Below are 18,855 nucleotides of genomic sequence, written 5' to 3'. Positions count from 1 at the left end.
TGATCAGGGAGCGGTTTCACCACCACCTACCAGGAGAAGAGCATGAAGCGGATACGGATGGGATTGATCGGCGCGGCAGCGCTGGGCTTGGGTTTCGCAGCCATGGCGCAGACGAACTGGTACCCCAGCAAATGGGGCCCGAACGACGAGATCGGCGCCGCCAACTACATGACGGCGGCCACCGCCCTGCAGGCCGCGAAACTGGTCAAGACGGGCAAGGTCTACTCGCTCGGCATCACGGTGAGCACGACGACGCCGGCCTTCCCGCCGCGCACCTGCTCCATCTACATCGTGCAGCCGGGCCAGACCGGATCGGCGGAAGGCCTCGGGCCCACGCACACCACCTACAACGACGACATCCTCAACTGCTGGACCGGCATCGGCACGCAGCTCGACGGCCTGGGCCACATCGGCGTGGGCGACCGCTACTACAACGGCGCGAAGTGGGGCGAGTTCGCGACCATCGGCGGCCTGAAGAAACTCGGCATCGAGAAGATCCCGCCCATGGTCGCGCGCGGCGTGATGCTCGACATGGCGGCGCACTACGGCGTCGAAGTGGTCAAGGAAGGCACGGCGTTCAACCAGGCCGAGATCGATGCGGTCGCGAAGAAGCAGGGCGTCGACATCCGGCAGGGCGACGTGGTGATCTTCCACACCGGCTGGCTGAGCCTGATCGACAAGGACCCCAAGCGCTTCGGCTCGGTGGAACCGGGCATCGGCCGCGAAGGCGCGCGCTACCTGGTGTCGAAAGGCGTGGTCGCGGTCGGCGCGGACACCTGGGCGGTCGAGGTCATTCCGTTCGAGAAGGACGGGGACAAGGAAGGCGGGATCTTCGGCGTGCACCAGATCCTGCTGCCGATGGGCGGCACCTACATCCTGGAGAACATCAACACCGCCGAACTGGCCAAGGACAAGGCCTACGAGTTCATGTTCGTGCTCGGCCAGAACAAGTACCAGGGCGCGGTGCAATCGATGATCAATCCGGTGGCGATCCGCTGATCCGGCGCGGCACCGGCGAACTACGGGCAAGGCTGAGACAATCGGTGCCGCGCGGTCCGGGAGGACGCGTGCTGTTCGGAGCCCACCCGGGCTTCAATCCCCGCGCCGTGCGGGCGCGAGCAGCTATCAGAACCATAGCATCTTGTCTGCCTTGCCACTCACAGCTTCCTCGCCCGAGCCCCTGCAGATCCTTCAGGAGGTATTCGGCTATGCGGCCTTCCGCGGTCCGCAGGCGCCGATCGTCGATCACGTCACAGCCGGCGGCGATGCGCTGGTGCTGATGCCCACGGGCGGCGGCAAGTCGCTGTGCTACCAGATCCCCGCCATCGCGCGCCAGCGCGCCGGCCAGGGCGTGACGGTGGTGGTGTCGCCCTTGATCGCGCTGATGCACGACCAGGTCGGCGCGCTGCACGAAGCCGGCGTGAGCGCGGCCTTCCTCAACTCCACGCTCGACTGGGAGCAGACGCAGGACGTCGAGCGCCGCATGCTGCGCGGCGAGATCACGCTGCTTTACGCCGCGCCCGAGCGCGTGACGACGCCGCGCTTCCTGTCGCAGCTCGACTCGCTCAAGGAGCGCGGCAAGCTGGCGCTCTTTGCGATCGACGAAGCGCATTGCGTGAGCCAGTGGGGGCACGACTTCCGGCCCGAGTACCGCGCGCTGACGGTGCTGCACGAGCGCTATGCCGGCGTGCCTCGCATCGCGCTCACCGCCACGGCCGATGCGCTGACGCGCGCCGACATCGTCGAGCGGCTGCAGCTCGAAGAGGCGCGGCAGTTCGTCTCCAGCTTCGACCGACCCAACATCCGCTACGCCATCGTCGAGAAGAAGGAAGCCACGACGCAGCTCCTGCGCTTCATCGAGCGCGAGCATGAAGGCGATGCGGGCGTCGTCTATTGCCAGTCGCGCAAGCGGGTCGAAGACGTGGCGCAGACGCTGTGCGATGCCGGCATCAACGCCCTGCCCTATCACGCGGGGCTGGACGCCGCGCTGCGCCAGAAGCACCAGGACCGTTTCCTGCGCGACGAAGGCATCGTGATGGTCGCGACCATCGCCTTCGGCATGGGCATCGACAAGCCCGACGTGCGCTTCGTCGCGCACCTGGACATGCCGAAGAACATCGAGGGCTACTACCAGGAGACCGGCCGCGCCGGCCGCGACGGCGCCCCCGCCGACGCCTGGATGGCCTACGGCTTGCAGGACGTGGTGAACCAGCGCCGCATGATCGACGAGAGCCCCGCTGGCGAGGAATTCAAGCAGGTGATGCGCGGCAAGCTCGATGCGTTGCTGTCGCTCGCCGAAGCCAGCGACTGCCGGCGCGTGCGGCTGCTCGGCTACTTCGGCGAGAAGAGCACGCCCTGCGGGAATTGCGACAACTGCCTGAACCCTCCGCAGGTGTGGGACGGCACGGATGCGGCGCGCAAGCTGCTCTCCACCATCTACCGCGTGCAGCAGCAAAGCGGCATCAGCTTCGGCGCCGGCCACATCATGGACATCCTGCGCGGCAAGGAGACCGAGAAGGTCAAGCAGTTCGGGCATGAAAGGGTGAGTACCTTCGGCATCGGCAGCGAGTTCAGCGAGCCGCAGTTGCGCGGCGTGCTGCGCCAGCTGATCGCAACCGGCGCGTTGTCGGTCGATGCGCAGGCCTTCAACACGCTGCAACTCACGGAAGGCTCGCGCGCAGTGCTCAAGGGCGAGACGCCGGTGATGCTGCGCGAATCGGTCTCGTCGCCGGCGGAGCGCAAGCCACGGCGCGAGAAGACGGCACGCGGCGCGCCTTCGCCCGCGGCGGCTTCGCTCGATGCTTCGGGCCAGGCCCGCTTTGCGGCCCTGAAGGCCTGGCGCGGCGAAGTGGCTCGCGAGCACAACCTGCCGGCCTACGTGATCTTCCATGACGCGACGCTGGCGGCCATCGCCGAGCGCGCACCCGCGACGCTCGAAGACCTGCAAGGGATCAGCGGCATCGGCAGCAAGAAGCTGGAAGCCTACGGCGCGGATGTGCTGCGCGTTTGCGCTAGTTTTTGACTCGCCCCCGGGCTTGCCCACTCGTGTGGCCGCCCACCCCGTGCCGGGAGCCATGGCAGCGGATCGGGAAAGCCCGATCCGCGGTATTCCTGGACCTCAGCCTCGCGGCAGGCGCCTTATGGGCGCGTGATGATGCGGTTCTCGCGTGCCGGCGGCCGGATCAGGTAGGGCATGTCCCCCGTCCCCGCCTTGCTGCGCCCCGCGTCGGCCTTGCTTGGTCCTGGCACCGGGCAGGCCCCGGTGGCGCGGAAGCCGAGTGCCGCTGCGAGACGGGCTTCGGCGGGATCGCCCAGCGCATGGCCGAAATCGTCGGACACGACGCAGGTGGGCGACAAGCCGTCGCCGTAGTCGCCGAAGCCTTGCTGGTTGACACCCTGGAACTGGATCGCGAAGTAGGTGGTGCCGCAGTTGTCTTCCGGGTAGAAGCCGTACGGCTTGCCGCAGGTGGTGTCGCCGATCAGGTTGACCGCGACGCCCACGCCTCGCAGGCTGTTCACGACAGACTCGCTCGCGGAACAGGTATCCGGGCCCGCCAGTACCGTGACGCGCGACAGCCCGAGTTGCGGCAGGGGCTGCCCCGCAGGGGTCGAGAAGCCCCGCGAGGTCGAACGGAAGGGAATGATCGTTTGCGCGGCGTTGAGACCGAACGGATTCTTGCTGTTGAACTGCAGTCGCTCGAACACGGTGCCGGTCGTCGCGGCGGGCGAGCTGACCATGTAGGCCAGCTCGCTTGCCACGTCGAGCAGGCCGCCGCCGTTGTAGCGCATGTCGATGACCAGGTCGACGACGCCTGCGCCCTTGAGCTGGTTGACAGCCGCGATGAGCTGCGATTCCGCGGTGGCCACGTGGTCGTTGAAGAGCAGGTAGCCGACCGGCCCGGTGGCCGTTGCGATCGTCTTCACGTTCTGGACCGGCGTTCGCGTGATGCGGGTGGACGTCAGCGCGACGGTGCGCTCGCTGCCATCTGTCGCTTGCAGCCTGAAGCTGTGCGATTCGCCCTCTCGCGCCGGACTGAGGCCCGCGTTGAGCCCGACGACATCAGCGCCCGCGGCAACGTCGATGCCGTCGATGGCGATCACCTTGGCGCCACGGTCGATCGCTGCCTGCGACGCCGGCGTGCCGGGTTCGGTATAGGCAACGCGAATGTCGCGCGGCGGTGCGGCGTTCAGGAAGGCGAGCTCGAATCCATAACCCACCTCGATACCGCTTTGGAACAGCGCACGATAGTCCGCGGTGTCCATGGTGAAGTGAAAGCGGTCCTTGGCGTTGCCGCCGGCCGTGAGCTTGGGCGTTTTCAGGGCGTCGAAGTAGTCGATGGGTGTCGCGAAGTCTGCGGCCAGAACGGAGGGCACTTCGTCGAACCACAGGTAGGTTTCATCGATCCATGCGCGGACCCAGCTCTTCTCGGTAGCGAGCGAGCCGGGCCGGTCGGGGAAGGCGGCACCGGTGTCGGGGTCGACGCCGAAACGCGGCGCGGCGCATTGGCCGGCCACGGTGGACGCGGCAACGATCGATCCATCGTTCGGCGTCGCGGGCACGACGGGCGCCACTGCCAAGGGCAAGGCCGCTCCGCCTCCACCGCCTCCACCGCCTCCACCGCCGCAGCCGGCGAAAACTGCAACGATCGCCAGCATGGCTACGGCCGCAGCGCTGCGCGCCGGGCCCCTGGTCCGGAAGTCCCTCATCTGTGAATTCCTCTGCGCGCGCCGCGTCCGGCGCTGCCGTCATGGTGGTCTTATTGGACGAAGCCGATGCCGCGCGATTCACGCACTTCCGGCTTGATCCGATGCTCGGCGTCCAGCTGGTCGAGGAACTCGCTGGCCGAGAACGAAACCGCAAGGATATCCGTTTGCCTTTTCACGGCCGCGAAATCGCCCGGGCAAAGCTGCGAGAGCTTGGCCAGCCGAAACTTGATCTCGCTCGTCAGACGCATCGCGTCGCCGTCGAGGGCTTCGGTGACAAACATGCGCTCGCGCTGCTCGCCGGTCAAGGGCATGAACTTGATCTTGAAGGTGAAGCGGCGCAACGCCGCCTGGTCGATGCGGTCGAGCAGGTTGGTGGTGCACACGAAGATGCCGTCGAAGCGCTCCATGCCCTGCAGCATCTCGTTGACTTCGGTCACTTCGTAGGTACGTTGCGCGCCGCGGCGGTCCTGCAGGAAGCTGTCGGCCTCGTCGAGCAGCAGGATCGCCTTCTCCGCTTCCGCTTCCTTGAACATGGCGGCCATGTTCTGCTCGGTCTCGCCGACGTACTTGCTCATGAGGTCGCTCGCCTGCTTGATGATCAGCGGCCGGCCGATCGCCTTGGCGATGTGCTCGGCGAGCGCGGTCTTGCCGGTGCCCGGCGCGCCGTAGAAGCACAGGGTGCCGTGGCCGCGCGCCTTCAGCGCCTCGACGATGCGCGGAATCTCGAAGCGCGTCTCGACGTTCAGCATCGCGAGGTCGTAGGTGGTGACGCTGCGGCGTGCGCCCAAGGTGTCGAGCGTGCCCAGCGCCAGGTCGGCGTTCTTGAGCTGGCGCTCGATCAGGACCTCGACCGAACCGCCATCGGTCATCGCGAGTTCCGCGAAGCGCACCGCCGTGCGGATCTGCGCGGGCGTCAGGCCCTTGCGGCCTGCCAGCTTGGCGGTGAAGGCTTCCGACACGGCAACGCCTTCGAGCGTCCTGCGCACCAGTTGCTCGCGCGCACCCGGCGGCGGCGATTTCAGCTCGAGGTGATAGGCGAAGCGGCGGCGGAACGCCGGATCGATCTGCTCGATGCGGTTGGTGACCCACAGCGTCGGCACCGCATTCGATTCGAGGATCTGGTTCACCCAGGCCTTGCCGCTCACGCTGCCGCTGGTGGGCGAAGGAATTTGCTCGGCGCGCGCCATGATCTGCGCGGCCTCGGTGCTGATCGGCGGGAAGACGTCTTCCACTTCATCGAAAAGCAGCGCGGCCTGTTCGCTGCCTTTGAGGAACACCTGTGCGATCTGGAGCGAACGGTAGCGGTCGCGCCCCGAGAGCGAGTTGCCGTCGCGGTCGGCGTATTCGACCTCGAACAACTCAAGCCCCGCGGCCTGCGCGACGACCTTGGCCAATTCGGTCTTGCCGGTGCCGGGCGGGCCGTAGAGCAGCACGTTGACGCCCGGCTCCTTGCGAGCCACAGCCGCGCGCAGCAGCGTCACCAGCATCTGCGCATCGTCCTCGACGAAGGAAAAGTCGTGCACCGACAGCGAACTCTTGGCAGAGGGGCGCGTGAACACGGCCATCAGTTCGTTGCGGTCACGATATTCGCGCATCAACACTGGCGGGAGCTTCTCGCTGACCTTCATGAGATCGGCGAGATCGGTGATGTTGTGTTCGGAAATCAGGTTCTCGACCAGGCCGATGCGCTCCAGGCGCGACCCCGCGCGCAGCGCCTCGCCCACCTCGCTGGCGTTGACGCCAGCCACTTCGGCGATGGCCGCATAGGCCTCCGGCGCGTTGTTGACCTTGAACTCGACCAGCAGCGAGCGCAAGTCGCGCTGGTAGCGCGCGAGCGTGCCGTAGAGCAGCAGCGCACGTTCCGCCTTGTTGAGCTGCAGCAGCCCGGCGAGCGCGTCGATGTTCTTTTCGACCAGGGTGGACTGCTTGCGCAGCGCATGCGTGAGCCAGTCGCGCGTGACGGACAGTACCGACAGCAGGTCCTTCGGCTGGTCCTTGGCGTATTCGTCCAGATAGAAGAACAGGGTGCCTTCTTCATAAGGCCCGCGCCAGACGCCGTGCCGTTCGAGCAGCGTGCGGCCGTCGTAGTCCTCGACGCCCTTCCAGATCTCGTTGCCGGCGCAGCGGCGCCCCAGGAACTCGCGCAAGCGTTGGAGGACCGGCAGGGGCCATACGAGATGGCGGCCCGTGAGCGAAAGCAGTCCGTTGAGGTCGCGACGCACGTTGAAGCGCGGGCCTTGCTTGGCCGCCAGGGTCAGCACGAAGTGCGAACACATGAGTTCGAGCACCGGCGCTTCCTTGAGTCCGGGCGATGGCAATGCATGGCCGCGGGGAACCGCAGCCACGACATCGACGCCGGAACGCTTGACCATCGGGAATCCCCCATTGAGCGCAAACTGAATCTGAGCGCGACCATAACGCAGACTTTTGGCTTGGGGAAGCCTCATGACGGGTAACAGCGCGGAAGTTGCAATTCCGGCCACAATTCCCCGGATGGTTGGAATCGAACACATCGAACGCGCCGCGAGTCGCCTGCACGGGCAGGTGCTCGACACGCCGTGCGTGGAATCGCGCACGCTCTCCGAAATCGTCGGAGCGCAGGTTTTCCTCAAGTTCGAGAACCTGCAGTTCACCGCCTCGTTCAAGGAACGGGGCGCATGTAACAAGCTGGTCGATCTCTCGGAGGGTGGCACGCGGGGTGTGATCGCCATGTCCGCGGGCAATCACGCCCAGGGCGTGGCCTACCACGCACAGCGCCTCGGGCTGCGGGCGCTGATCGTGATGCCGCGCTTCACGCCGGGCGTGAAGATCGAGCGGACGCGCGGTTTCGGCGCCGAAGTCGTTCTGCACGGCGACTCGCTCGATGCGGCGCGTGCCCACGCATTGGCACTGGCGGAGCGCGAAGGACTCACTTTCGTCCACCCCTACGACGATGAGGCCATCATCGCCGGACAGGGCACGGTGGCGCTGGAGATGCTGGATGCGGTCCCCGACCTCGACGCGCTGGTGGTGTCGGTCGGCGGCGGCGGACTGATCGCCGGCATGGCAATCGCCGCACGCGCCCGCAAGCCCGGCATCGAAATCGTCGGCGTCCAGACGACGCGCTTTCCGGCGATGGTCAACGCCGTGCAGGGCACGCACCATCCGCAAGGCGCCAGCACGATCGCCGAAGGCATCGCGGTGGGCACGCCGGGCCTGCTGACACGCGACATCATCGCCAGCCAGGTCGACGACCTGCTGCTGGTCGACGAGGGCGATATCGAGCAGGCAGTCCTGATGCTGCTGGAAATCGAGAAGACCCTGGTCGAAGGCGCTGGCGCCGCCGGGCTGGCCGCGCTGATCCGGCATCCGGAGCGCTTCAAGGGCAAGCGCGTCGGGCTCGTGCTCTCGGGCGGCAACATCGATCCCCTGCTGCTGGCGGCCATCATCGAACGGGGCATGGTCCGGGCCGGGCGGCTGGCGCGGGTGCGGGTCAGTGCGCGTGACGTGCCGGGCTCCCTGGCCCATATCACCGCCACCGTGGCCGAAGCAGGCGCCAACATCGACGAGGTGCACCACCAGCGCGCTTTCACCATGCTGGCGGCCCAGAACGTCGACATCGAGCTGGTGCTGCAGACCCGCGGCCGCGAGCATCTTTCGGCCGTGCTGGACGCCTTGCGCGCGGCCGGTTTCGAGGCCGACGAGCAGAGATGACGCACCCCCAGGGGTCTGGGAACCCCCTAGACCGCGACCGCTGGACCAGTCGGTAAAATGGTTTCAGTCTTGAGAACCCAAGGAACTCCAATGTCCCACCCCACCCCTATCGAACCCGGCCACGCAGCCGCGGTCGAAAAAGACGCGGTCGAGTCGATCGTCCACCTCATGCCGCTGGTGCTGCCGCTGGTCGGCGGGGTGCTGATGCTCCTGCTGGCGTCGATCGCCATCTACGTCGCCTGAACCAGGCCGCGCGTGAGGCACCGGGTGCCCTCGCTGCGGCTGGACGCCCCAGGCCAGCCCAGGTCGGCACCGTCGCCGGCCTCTGTTCTCCGGTCCGTACCGGCTGCCATGCAGCCGTTCTCCCGAGACGGAAGCGTTTTTTCCAACGGATCTCGCCGTCGAGGCAACCGAGTCCCGTTCGAAAAGACGATTTTCAACTTAGGAGATAGACGATGAACGCACCGCTGAAGGGTCTTGCCATGCAGGCACCCTCCTACGTCAAGAACGCGAAGCTGATCGCCTGGGTGGCCGATATGGCCGCGCTGTGCAAGCCCGCCAACATCCACTGGTGCGACGGCAGTGCCGAAGAGTACGACCGCCTCTGCCAGTTGATGGTCGATGCCGGCACCTTCAAGAAGCTCAACCCGGCCAAGCGGCCCAACTCCTTCCTCGCAACCTCCGATCCGAGCGACGTCGCTCGCGTCGAGGACCGCACCTTCATCTGTTCCGCCAACAAGGAAGACGCCGGCCCCACCAACAACTGGATGGCCCCGGCGGAAATGCGCGCCACCCTGCAGCCGCTGTTCGACGGCTGCATGAAGGGCCGCACGATGTATGTCGTGCCCTTCAGCATGGGCCCGCTCGGCTCGCCGATCGCGCACATCGGCATCGAGTTGTCCGACAGCCCCTACGTGGCGGTCAACATGAAGATCATGACCCGCATGGGCAAGGCCGTGTACGAGGTACTCGGTGTCGACGGCGAATTCGTGCCCTGCGTCCACACCGTGGGCGCCCCGCTCGAAGCCGGCCAGAAGGACGTGGCCTGGCCCTGCAACAAGACGAAGTACATCGTCCACTATCCCGAGACGCGCGAGATCTGGAGCTACGGCTCGGGCTACGGCGGCAATGCCCTGCTCGGCAAGAAGTGCTTCGCGCTGCGCATCGCATCGAACATGGGCCGCGACGAAGGCTGGCTCGCCGAGCACATGCTGATCCTCGGCGTGACCAATCCCCAGGGCAAAAAGTACCACGTGGCCGCCGCGTTCCCGAGCGCCTGCGGCAAGACCAACTTCGCGATGCTGATCCCGCCGGCCGGCTTCGAGGGCTGGAAGGTCACGACGATCGGCGACGACATCGCCTGGATCAAGCCCGGCGCCGACGGCAAGCTCCACGCCATCAACCCGGAAGCCGGCTACTTCGGTGTCGCGCCCGGCACCAACATGCAGACCAATCCGAACTGCATGGCCAGCCTCGACCGCGACGTGATCTTCACGAACGTGGCGCTCACCGATGACGGCGACGTCTGGTGGGAAGGCATGGGCGACGCGCCTGCGCACGCCATCGACTGGCAAGGCAAGGACTGGACGCCGGCCATCGCCAAGGAATCCGGCGCCAAGGCCGCCCACCCGAATGCACGCTTCACCGTCGCCGCCATCAACAATCCGGCGCTCGACGAAGCCTGGGACGATCCGAAGGGCGTCGCGATCGACGCCTTCATCTTCGGCGGCCGCCGCTCGACCACCGTGCCGCTGGTGACCGAAGCCCGCAATTGGGTCGAAGGCGTCTACATGGCCGCGACCATGGGCTCCGAAACCACCGCCGCAGCCGCCGGCCAGCAAGGCGTGGTGCGCCGCGATCCGTTCGCGATGCTGCCCTTCGCCGGCTACAACATGAGCGATTACTTCCAGCACTGGCTGGACCTGGGCAAGAAGCTCGAGGCCGCGGGCGCCAAGGTGCCGAAGATCTACACGACCAACTGGTTCCGCAAGGGCGCGGACGGCAAGTTCGTCTGGCCGGGCTACGGCGAGAACATGCGCGTCCTGAAGTGGATGATCGACCGCATCGAGGGCCAGGGCAACGGCACCGACCACGTCTTTGGCGTCAGCCCGCGCTATGAAGACCTCAACTGGACCGGGCTGGACTTCAGCGCCGCGCAGTTCGACACCGTCACCAGCATCGACAAGGCGGCCTGGGAGGCTGAACTGAAGTTGCACTCTGAACTGTTCCAGCAGCTGGCGCATCACCTGCCGAAGGAACTGCCGGCCACCAAGGCTGCTATCGAGCAGCGTCTGGCGGCCTGAGCTCGCCCCCCAGGCTTCCGCCGCCCAGCCCCCTTCGGGAGGCAACACCGGCGGACCAGCAGAGCCGGATCCGCGGTGTTTCACCAACGAAAAAGCCCCGCATTGCGGGGCTTTTTGTTGGGGCCTATGGGGCGGCTGGCGTGAGGATCAATAGTACTGGCCAAGATTCACGCGGCGCATCGCTTCGTGTAGCGTCGGCGTGCGCACGTTGGCGGAACGCTTGGCGACCACTTCGATCGCTTGCTCCTTGGCGGTGACGGGAGCCGCGACGTCTGCCGCTTCCTGGCGGGTGCTGATCGCCTGCAGGTCGCGAAGGATGCGCGGGTCATGCTTGGCGTACGCCATGAACTGCTCGTCGGCGCGCGCTGCGGCGCGGCGGCGGGAGGCGCCACGGGCCGAAGCGACCGCGCGGGTAGCCACGGCGCGGGCCGTGCTGGCAAAGAGCGCGATGGCAACGAAAGCCACGCCCCAGAGCACCACCCAGGCGACCAGCAGACCGCCCTCTTCCGAGGTGGACATCAGCCGGTCGGCAACGACCAGCAGCGAGGAGACGATCGCGGCAAGGAGCAACGCGGCCAGGCCACGTGCGCCGTCAAAGCCACGACGCGCGCTGCGGATGCGCTCGATCACTTCCTCGGCGCGAACGACGCCGGGGTGGGTTGCGGGGGTGTCAACGTGTACGAAACTGGTCATGATGCGTTCCTCCTAAAGAACGAAGGGCGGGAGCCGATGCGGTGATATTAGGGGTTACCCTAGTGTTTTGCCACTTTATCTTTCTGATGTTTATCATTCACAACACTGATGGACGTCAACTTTCGCACGCTCGACCTCAACCTGCTTCGCGTCTTCGACGAAGTGATGGCGGAGCGCAACCTGACGCGCGCTGCGAGAAATCTTTCGATCACGCAGCCGGCCGTCAGCAATGCGCTGCGACGGCTGCGCGAAGTGCTGGGCGACGAGCTGGTGCGCCGCTCCGGCGCTGGCGTGGAACCGACCCCGCGCGCGCTGGCGCTGTGGCCGACCGTGCGGGATGCGCTCAGGCAGTTGCAGCACACCCTGGCGCCCGGCGAATTCGATGCCGGGATCGCTGACACGACCTTCCTGCTCGCCATGGCGGACGCCACCGCCGCGGAACTCATGCCGGGCCTGGTGGAGATCGTCGAACGGGAGGCGCGCGCGGTTTCCCTGCGCGTGCTGCCGCTGACCACCCGCGACCCGCGCCCCATGCTGGAGAAGGAGGAAGTCGACATGGCGATCGGCTACTTTCCTGCAGTGATCGCCAGCCTCGCGGCGCGCGGGCAATCGGGCGTGGGCGTGCCCTTCGAGACCCAGCGGCTCTATATCGGCGAGTACGTCTGCGTGATGCGGCGGGACCACCCGCTGGCCGCGGAGCCCCTGACCCTCGACAACTACTGTGCCGCACGCCACCTGCTGGTGAGCTTTTCGGGCCGGCCCTACGGATTCATCGACCAGACGCTGGGCGCGCTGGGTCGAGAGCGGCGCATCGTGGTCACGGTGAACCAGTTTTTCACGGCCGGCCGGGTGGTGGCGAACTCGGATCTGCTGACCGTGCTGCCCCGGCACTTCGTACGGGTGACAGGCATCGACGACCAACTGGTTCTGCGCGACCTGCCCTTCGACCAGCCGCTGGTGCACGTGGATGCGGTCTGGCATCGGCGCGCGCAGCACGGGCATTCGCACGAATGGCTGCGGAAGGCACTGCTGCGGTCGGCTGCCGCGGCCTTTGCCAAGACGCCGGGCGAACTGGCGTCGCCGGAGGCCAGGTGGAAACAGGATAAGTAGGGGAGCGCTCGGGTCAGCGCACGACACTCAGCCAGGCGCTGGCGGCGACACGCAGTTCCTGAGCCTGGCGGGCATCCAGGCCGGCGCGGCTGCCGGCGCTCTCCATCAGCACGGCGGCCGGGCTGGACGAGTTGATTTCACGGGCGGGACGGAAGAAGCGGGCCACTTGGGCGATCAAGCTGAACATGATGGTGCGCGAACATTGGCGCGCTGGTGGATTGACGATGAACAAAGATTAAGGGTTTTCCCCGATATTCCAAGTCCAACTTTATGCTCTCCGCGCATAACACCATGGCCTAGACTGCATTCATGAAGCTCCAGTTGCTCTCGGACCTCCACATCGAAGTCCATCCGCACCTCCAGATCGCACCTGCTGCGGGCGCCGACCTGCTGGTGCTCGCCGGAGACATCGGCTCCTATCAGTCAGGTTCCAGCCTGATGGAGCCCGATTTCGGCCTGGGCCGTTTTTCCCCGCGCCACGGCTGGCCGGCGCCGGTGCTGTACGTCCCGGGCAACCACGAATACGACAACGCGGATTTCGACGAAATCCACGACCGCCTTCGCGAAACCTGCGACGCGCTGGATATCGGCTGGCTGGAGCGCGAAACGCGCGTCATCGACGGCGTGCGCTTCATCGGCACCACCCTCTGGGCCGACTTCGACGCGCTCGTGGAGCCGACCGACAGCATGACCGAAGCCCTCAAGAAGCGCGGCAAGGCGATGCGCGCCGCCAACTTCTATCTGCAGAAGGCGGCCACGCTCCGCAACGGCGAAATCTTCCTGGCAGAAGCGCTGAGAGAGCACTCACTGACGTGCCAGGCCTGGCTCCGCAACGCACTGGCCGAAAGCTTCGACGGCACCACGGTGGCGATCACCCACTTTGCGCCGACCTTGGCGAGCGCCGATCCTCGCTACGGGCTCAGCCCCGGCACCGCGGGCTTCTGCAATTCGCTGGACGAGTTGCTGCCCCAGGCCGACCTCTGGCTGCACGGCCACCTGCACTGCCAGTTCGACTACGTGAAGGACGGTTGCCGCGTGATCGCGAATCCGCTGGGATATGTCGGCAAGAACGAGCAGGAAAACTTCCGCCCCGACCTCCTGATCGAGGTGTCATGAAAAGCTCGCCCCCAGGCTTGCCCACTTCGCGTGGCCGCCAACCCCCTTCCGGGGGCGACCCCTGCGGCCCGGCAAAGCCGGTTCCGCGGGCTCCCTGGTCTCGGCTGCGCCGATTTCATTCGAGTTGAGCGTCGAGCAGCCGAGCGACGTGAACCGCTTCGCGCTGCGCGCCGTCGGCGATCTGGTGCCGGCAGCTGGTGCCGTCGGCCACGACGATGGCATCCGGGTTCTGGCGCACCGCGGGCAGCAGGCTGGCTTCCGCCATCTGCATCGAGACCTCGTAGTGGGACGCCTCGTAGCCAAAGCTTCCCGCCATGCCGCAGCATGAACTCTCGATCAGCTCCGGCTTGGCGCCGGGGATGAGCTTGAGCACGTCGAGGATCGGACTGACCGCGCCGAAGGCCTTCTGGTGGCAATGGCCATGCAGAAGGATCGGCTTGTCGACCGCCTTCAGCCCCAACTGGAAACGGCCGGCCTTCGCCTCTCGCGCGATGAATTCCTCGAACAACAGCGCCTGGCCGGCGACCGACTGCGCCTTCGCGCCAAAGCCCATGACCAGGGTTTCGTCGCGCAGCGTCAGCAGGCACGAGGGTTCGAGCCCCACGATCGCGATACCCGCGTCGGCCAGCGGCAGCAGCGCGTCGATCAACGCTCCGGCCTTGGCCTTGGCCTCGTCCACCATTCCGTTGGCAAGGTAGGTCCGGCCGCAGCAATGGTGGCCGCCATCCTTTTGCACCGTGTGCAGCAGGTAGCCGGCGGCCTTGAGCACGCGCGCGGCGGCCAGCGCGTTCTCGCTCTCGAAGGTTCCGTTGAAGGTGTCGACGAAGAGAACTGCGACCTTGTGCCCATCTCGCGCAGCGGCGATCGCCTGTTCGCGGCTCGCGAACATCGACGGATCGCTGACGCGCCAGAAGGTGTCGCTGCGCCACTCCGGCAGCGAGCGTTTCGCGGAAAGGCCCAGCACCTTCTCTCCGAGCCAGCGCGCGCCCGGCACGGTGTTGCGCAGGTTGAGCAGCCACGCCATGCGGCTGGCGGCGCGCGCGTAGTCCGGCAGCCGGGCGATGAGCCTGTCCTTGAGCGTGTGCCCGTGCTTCTTCCTGTAGTGCGACAGGAACTCGATCTTCATCTTCGCCATGTCGACGCCCGTCGGGCAATCGCGCTTGCAGCCCTTGCAACCGACGCACAGGTCCATCGTCTCGTGCATCGCCTCGCTGGTGAAGGCGTCGGGGCCGAGTTGGCCGGAGATCGCGAGGCGCAGCGTGTTGGCCCGGCCGCGCGTCAGGTGCTGTTCGTCGCGCGTCACGCGGTAGCTCGGGCACATCGTGCCGGCGTCGAACTTGCGGCAATGGCCATTGTTGTTGCACATCTCCACGGCCTTGGCGAAGCCGCCCGTGATGTCGCCGCCGGTGCCCGGCGCAGTGGTCACTTCCGTCACCGGGTCGGCCTGCACGTTCCAGGCGGACCAGTCGAGCACGGGCGTCAGCGGGATGCGCCGGTACGGCTTGGGTGCGGTCGCGGGGGCGAAGCGGAACAGGCTGCTGTCGTCCATCTTCGGCGGATCGATGATCTTGCCGGGGTTGAAGAGATTGACCGGATCGAGCTTCTGCTTGATGGAGCGGAACGCTTCGTTGAGGGCCGGCCCGAACTGCCACTCGATCCATTCGCCGCGGCACAGGCCGTCGCCGTGTTCGCCGCTGAAGGCCCCCTTGTACTTGCGCACCAGCGCACTCGCCTCCTCGGCAATCGCTCGCATCTTGGCCGCGCCGTCGGTGCGCATGTCCAGGATCGGCCGCACGTGCAGCGTGCCCACGGACGCATGCGCGTACCACGTGCCGCGGCTGCCGTACTTGGCGAAGACTTCGGTGAGGCCGTCGGTGTACTCGGCCAGATGCTCCAGCGGCACGGCGCAATCCTCGATGAAGCTCACCGGCTTGCCGTCGCCCTTGAGGCTCATCATGATGTTGAGCCCGGCCTTGCGCACTTCCCACAGGTTCTTCTGCGGCGCGTCGTCGCGCATCTCGACCACGCTTCCCGGCAGGCCGAGCTCGCCCATCAGGTCGACCAGATCCTTGAGCTTCGGCAACAGCGATGCCTTGTCGCTGCCCGAGAACTCGACCAGCAGGATCGCGGCGGGCCGGCCGATCAGCGCGGTCTCGACGGTGGGCCTGAACGCCGGATTGGCGAGGCTCAGCTCGATCATCGTGCGGTCGACCAGTTCGACCGCAGTGGGGCCGAGCTTCACGATGTGCTGCGCCGAATCCATCGCCGCGTGGAAAGTCGGGAAGTTGACGATGCCCAGCACCTTCGAGCGCGGCAGCTCGGAGAGCTTCAACGTCAGGCTGCGCGTATAGGCCAGCGTGCCCTCGGCGCCGATCAGCAGGTGCGCGAGGTTGACGCTGCCGTCCGCGGTGTAGGGCTTCTCGCTCTGGTTGTCGAAGATGTCGAGGTTGTAGCCAGCCACGCGCCGCAGCACCTTGGGCCAGTTCGCCTGGATCTGGCTGCGGTGCTGCACCACGAGTTGCCGCACGTGCAACGCGATGTCGCTCGCGCGCGCGCCCAGGTCCGAGACCGGGCCGAAGTCGACCAGTTCGCCATCGGACAGCCACGCGCTCGCACCGGCCACGTTGTGCACCATGTTGCCGTAGGCGATGGAGCGCGAGCCGCAGGAGTTGTTGCCCGCCATGCCGCCGAGCGTGGCCTGTGCGCTGGTGGACACGTCGACCGGATACCAGAGCCCGTGCGGCTTGAGTTGCGCATTGAGGTGATCGAGCACGATGCCCGGCTCCACCGTCACGGTGCGGCGTTCGAGATCCAGGTCCAGCACGCGCCGGAAGTGCTTGCTGTTGTCGATGACCAGCGCCGCGCCCGTGGTCTGGCCGCACTGGCTGGTGCCGCCGCCCCGCGCCAGCACCGGCACCTTGAGATCGCGCGCCACGTCGATGGCGGTCGCGATGTCGCGTTCGGTCTTCGGCACCAACACACCGACCGGCATGATCTGGTAGATCGACGCATCGGTCGCATAGCGGCCGCGCGATGCATCGTCGAAGAGCACCTCGCCCTGCGTCTCGGCCGCCAGGCGCCTTGCGAGCGCCTCGCAGGTTTCATTGGGGGGCAGGACGGTACCGGCTGGCTGGAGATGGCTCGCGGGCTCGATGCGCATGGGTGAGGCTTCAGGTCTTGGTCGCGTTGGACCGTGGATAGATTTCGCCGGCGCGCAGCAGCTCCAGCACGGTGTCGCGCTTCCGGTTCAGGTGTTCGACCAGCACCTGCCGCATCGCCACGGGGTCGCGCGCGCTGAGGGCTTCGATCATCCGCTCGTGCTCGGCCACCGCACCCGCCCACTTGGCTTCGTTCTGGTTGGTGCGAAATCGCAGCGACTGCACGCGGGCGTTGATGGAGCGGTAGGTACTCGTCAGCACCGGGTTCTTGGCCGCGTCGTTGATCGCGACGTGGATACGCGCGTTGATGCGGTAGTAGCCGGAGAGGTCGCGGCGGGCGAAGCACGCCATCATTTCGTAATGCAGCGCGCGCAGCTCGGCCAGTTCCTCGTCGGTGATGCGCTGCGCCGCAAGTTCGCCGGACATGGCCTCGAGCATCGAGAGCAGCTCGAAGGTGTTGACCACATCGGCCTCGGTCAGCTTGACGGCCACCGCGCCGCGATTCGGCAGCAGGTCGACCAGCCCCTCCGCCGCCAGCAGCTTGATGGCTTCGCGCAGCGGCGTGCGCGACACGCGCAACTGCTCGCATATCTCGCGCTCGTTGAGCTTGGCGCCGGGCGCGATCTGGCCTTCGATGAGCATCGTGCGCAGCCGCGACGCCACCTGGTCATGCAGCGCGAGACGCGAGATTTCGATCACTTCCGCCATGAGTTCATTTCCTTGAGTTGCATTTTGAATGCAAATTTTTTGCGCCTCAACCCCTTGACGTAGGGGATAACCATCATCCACATTTGTCTTTTGAATGCAAAACTGACGGCGAAAGGACGGCTCCATGCTTCAACTCGACTCCCATCCCACCGGTAGGCACTTCCTCCAGATCCCGGGCCCGAGCCCGGTGCCCGATCGCATCCTGCGCGCAATGAGCCTGCCCACCATCGACCATCGCGGGCCCGAATTCGGCACGCTCGGCCGGCAGGTGCTCACAGGCATCCGCAAGATCTTCAAGACGCAGCACCCGGTCATCATCTATCCGGCTTCCGGCACCGGCGCGTGGGAGGCCGCGCTGTCGAACACGCTGAGCCCCGGCGATCACGTGCTGATGTACGAAACCGGTCACTTCGCATCCCTCTGGCAGAAGATGGCCACCCGGCTGGGCATCTCGACCGAGTTCCTGGCCTTCAACGGCACCGACGAGCACCTGCCGCAGGCAGCCGGCTGGCGCCGTGGCGTGCAGGCGGACCTGATCGAGGCGCGGCTGCGCAAGGACACGGAGAAGAAGATCAAGGCCGTGTGCGTGGTGCACAACGAAACCTCGACCGGCGTCACCTCCGACATCGCGTCGGTTCGCCGCGCCATCGATGCGGCGGGCCACCCTGCCCTGCTGATGGTCGACAGCATCTCCGGCCTCGCCAGCGCCGACTTCCGCCACGACGAATGGGGCGTGGACGTCACCATCAGCGGCTCGCAGAAAGGCCTGATGCTGCCGCCGGGCATCAGCTTCAACGCCATCTCGCCGCGCGCTCTCGAAGCGATGAAGAGCGCGAAGCTGCCCCGCTCCTTCTGGGCCTGGGACGAGATCGTCGAGATGAACAAGGACGGCTACTGGCCCTACACGCCGAACACCAACCTGCTCTATGGCCTCTCGGAAGCGCTGGACATGATCCTCGGCGAGGGCCTGGACAACGTGTTCGCGCGCCACCAGCGCTGGGCGGCCGGCGTCCGCGCCGCGGTCAACGCCTGGGGCCTGCCGATCCAGTGTGCCGATCCGGCCGTCTACTCGCCGGTGCTCACCGGCGTGATCACTCCCGAAGGCGTGGATGCGGATGCGGTGCGCCGCCTCATCCACCAGCGCTTCGACCTGTCGCTGGGCACCGGCCTGGGCAAGCTCAAGGGCCGCATGTTCCGCATGGGCCACCTCGGCGACAGCAACGACCTGACGCTCGTCGCGATGGTCGCCGGCGTCGAGATGGGGCTGAAGCTCTCCGGCGTGAAGCTCGCCGGCAGCGGCGTGCAGGCCACGATGGACTACTTCGCCGGCCATGCCGCGCCGGCCGCCTTGCAGAAGGCGGCCTGAG

At 66.6% G+C, this 18,855-nt stretch carries 14 protein-coding genes; 8 read left to right on the top strand and 6 right to left on the bottom strand.

The window, feature by feature from the left end:
* Positions 1-42: 42 nt before the first annotated feature.
* Both QTH97_RS19915 and recQ read left to right on the top strand, forming a co-directional pair.
* A complete protein-coding gene (locus QTH97_RS19915; protein WP_286570186.1) occupies positions 43-999 on the top strand; it encodes a cyclase family protein in 957 nt (318 codons plus the stop codon).
* A gap of 151 nt (positions 1,000-1,150) precedes the next feature.
* A complete protein-coding gene (gene recQ, locus QTH97_RS19910) occupies positions 1,151-3,022 on the top strand; it encodes a DNA helicase RecQ (RefSeq protein ID WP_286570185.1) in 1,872 nt (623 codons plus the stop codon).
* A 116-nt stretch (positions 3,023-3,138) separates the two neighbouring features.
* Here recQ and QTH97_RS19905 read toward each other — a convergent pair whose 3' ends face one another.
* Together QTH97_RS19905 and QTH97_RS19900 are read right to left on the bottom strand one after the other, a co-directional pair.
* Positions 3,139-4,707, bottom strand: a complete 1,569-nt coding sequence (locus QTH97_RS19905) for a S41 family peptidase (RefSeq protein ID WP_286570184.1) — start codon at positions 4,705-4,707, stop codon at positions 3,139-3,141.
* Between the two features lie 50 nt (positions 4,708-4,757).
* On the bottom strand, positions 4,758-7,079 hold the full coding sequence (locus QTH97_RS19900) for an ATP-binding protein (RefSeq protein WP_286570183.1): 2,322 nt from the start codon (positions 7,077-7,079) through the stop codon (positions 4,758-4,760).
* A gap of 121 nt (positions 7,080-7,200) precedes the next feature.
* Between QTH97_RS19900 and QTH97_RS19895 the strand changes: the two genes are divergently transcribed.
* From QTH97_RS19895 to QTH97_RS19885, 3 genes are all read left to right on the top strand, one after another.
* Complete coding sequence (locus QTH97_RS19895) at positions 7,201-8,400, top strand: threonine ammonia-lyase (protein WP_286570182.1); 1,200 nt, start codon at positions 7,201-7,203, stop codon at positions 8,398-8,400.
* A 90-nt stretch (positions 8,401-8,490) separates the two neighbouring features.
* Positions 8,491-8,643, top strand: a complete 153-nt coding sequence (locus QTH97_RS19890) for a hypothetical protein (RefSeq protein WP_286570181.1) — start codon at positions 8,491-8,493, stop codon at positions 8,641-8,643.
* Positions 8,644-8,855: 212 nt separating this feature from the next.
* The gene (locus tag QTH97_RS19885) at positions 8,856-10,703 is read left to right on the top strand and encodes a phosphoenolpyruvate carboxykinase (GTP) (protein WP_286570180.1); all 1,848 of its coding nucleotides are present in this window, start codon (positions 8,856-8,858) and stop codon (positions 10,701-10,703) included.
* Positions 10,704-10,850: 147 nt separating this feature from the next.
* Here QTH97_RS19885 and QTH97_RS19880 read toward each other — a convergent pair whose 3' ends face one another.
* Positions 10,851-11,396, bottom strand: a complete 546-nt coding sequence (locus QTH97_RS19880; RefSeq protein WP_286570179.1) for a hypothetical protein — start codon at positions 11,394-11,396, stop codon at positions 10,851-10,853.
* Positions 11,397-11,504: 108 nt separating this feature from the next.
* Here QTH97_RS19880 and QTH97_RS19875 point away from each other — a divergent pair, with 108 nt between their 5' ends.
* Positions 11,505-12,506 carry a LysR family transcriptional regulator gene (locus QTH97_RS19875; protein ID WP_286570178.1) on the top strand — a complete coding sequence of 334 codons (1,002 nt, stop codon included), beginning with the start codon at positions 11,505-11,507 and terminating at the stop codon, positions 12,504-12,506.
* Between the two features lie 13 nt (positions 12,507-12,519).
* Here QTH97_RS19875 and QTH97_RS19870 read toward each other — a convergent pair whose 3' ends face one another.
* A complete protein-coding gene (locus tag QTH97_RS19870; RefSeq protein ID WP_286570177.1) occupies positions 12,520-12,693 on the bottom strand; it encodes a hypothetical protein in 174 nt (57 codons plus the stop codon).
* Positions 12,694-12,815: 122 nt separating this feature from the next.
* Between QTH97_RS19870 and QTH97_RS19865 the strand changes: the two genes are divergently transcribed.
* Positions 12,816-13,622, top strand: a complete 807-nt coding sequence (locus QTH97_RS19865; RefSeq protein ID WP_286570176.1) for a metallophosphoesterase — start codon at positions 12,816-12,818, stop codon at positions 13,620-13,622.
* A 115-nt stretch (positions 13,623-13,737) separates the two neighbouring features.
* Here the strand turns inward: QTH97_RS19865 and QTH97_RS19860 are convergent, their stop codons facing one another.
* Together QTH97_RS19860 and QTH97_RS19855 are read right to left on the bottom strand one after the other, a co-directional pair.
* Positions 13,738-16,782: an FAD-binding and (Fe-S)-binding domain-containing protein gene (locus tag QTH97_RS19860; protein ID WP_286570175.1), complete on the bottom strand. Its 3,045-nt coding sequence runs from the start codon at positions 16,780-16,782 to the stop codon at positions 13,738-13,740.
* 10 nt (positions 16,783-16,792) lie between these two features.
* Positions 16,793-17,488 (bottom strand): GntR family transcriptional regulator, encoded by a 696-nt coding sequence (locus tag QTH97_RS19855; RefSeq protein WP_286570320.1) that lies wholly within the window; start codon positions 17,486-17,488, stop codon positions 16,793-16,795.
* A 124-nt stretch (positions 17,489-17,612) separates the two neighbouring features.
* On the opposite strand from QTH97_RS19855, the gene QTH97_RS19850 reads away from it, so the two are divergent.
* Positions 17,613-18,854: a pyridoxal-phosphate-dependent aminotransferase family protein gene (locus tag QTH97_RS19850; protein ID WP_286570174.1), complete on the top strand. Its 1,242-nt coding sequence runs from the start codon at positions 17,613-17,615 to the stop codon at positions 18,852-18,854.
* Position 18,855: the final 1 nt, after the last annotated feature.

This window comes from Variovorax gracilis, assembly GCF_030317115.1.
Classification (GTDB): domain Bacteria; phylum Pseudomonadota; class Gammaproteobacteria; order Burkholderiales; family Burkholderiaceae_C; genus Variovorax; species Variovorax gracilis.
The sequence above is the reverse complement of the archived record's forward strand: the minus strand, read 5'-3'. Positions and strand labels throughout refer to the sequence as shown.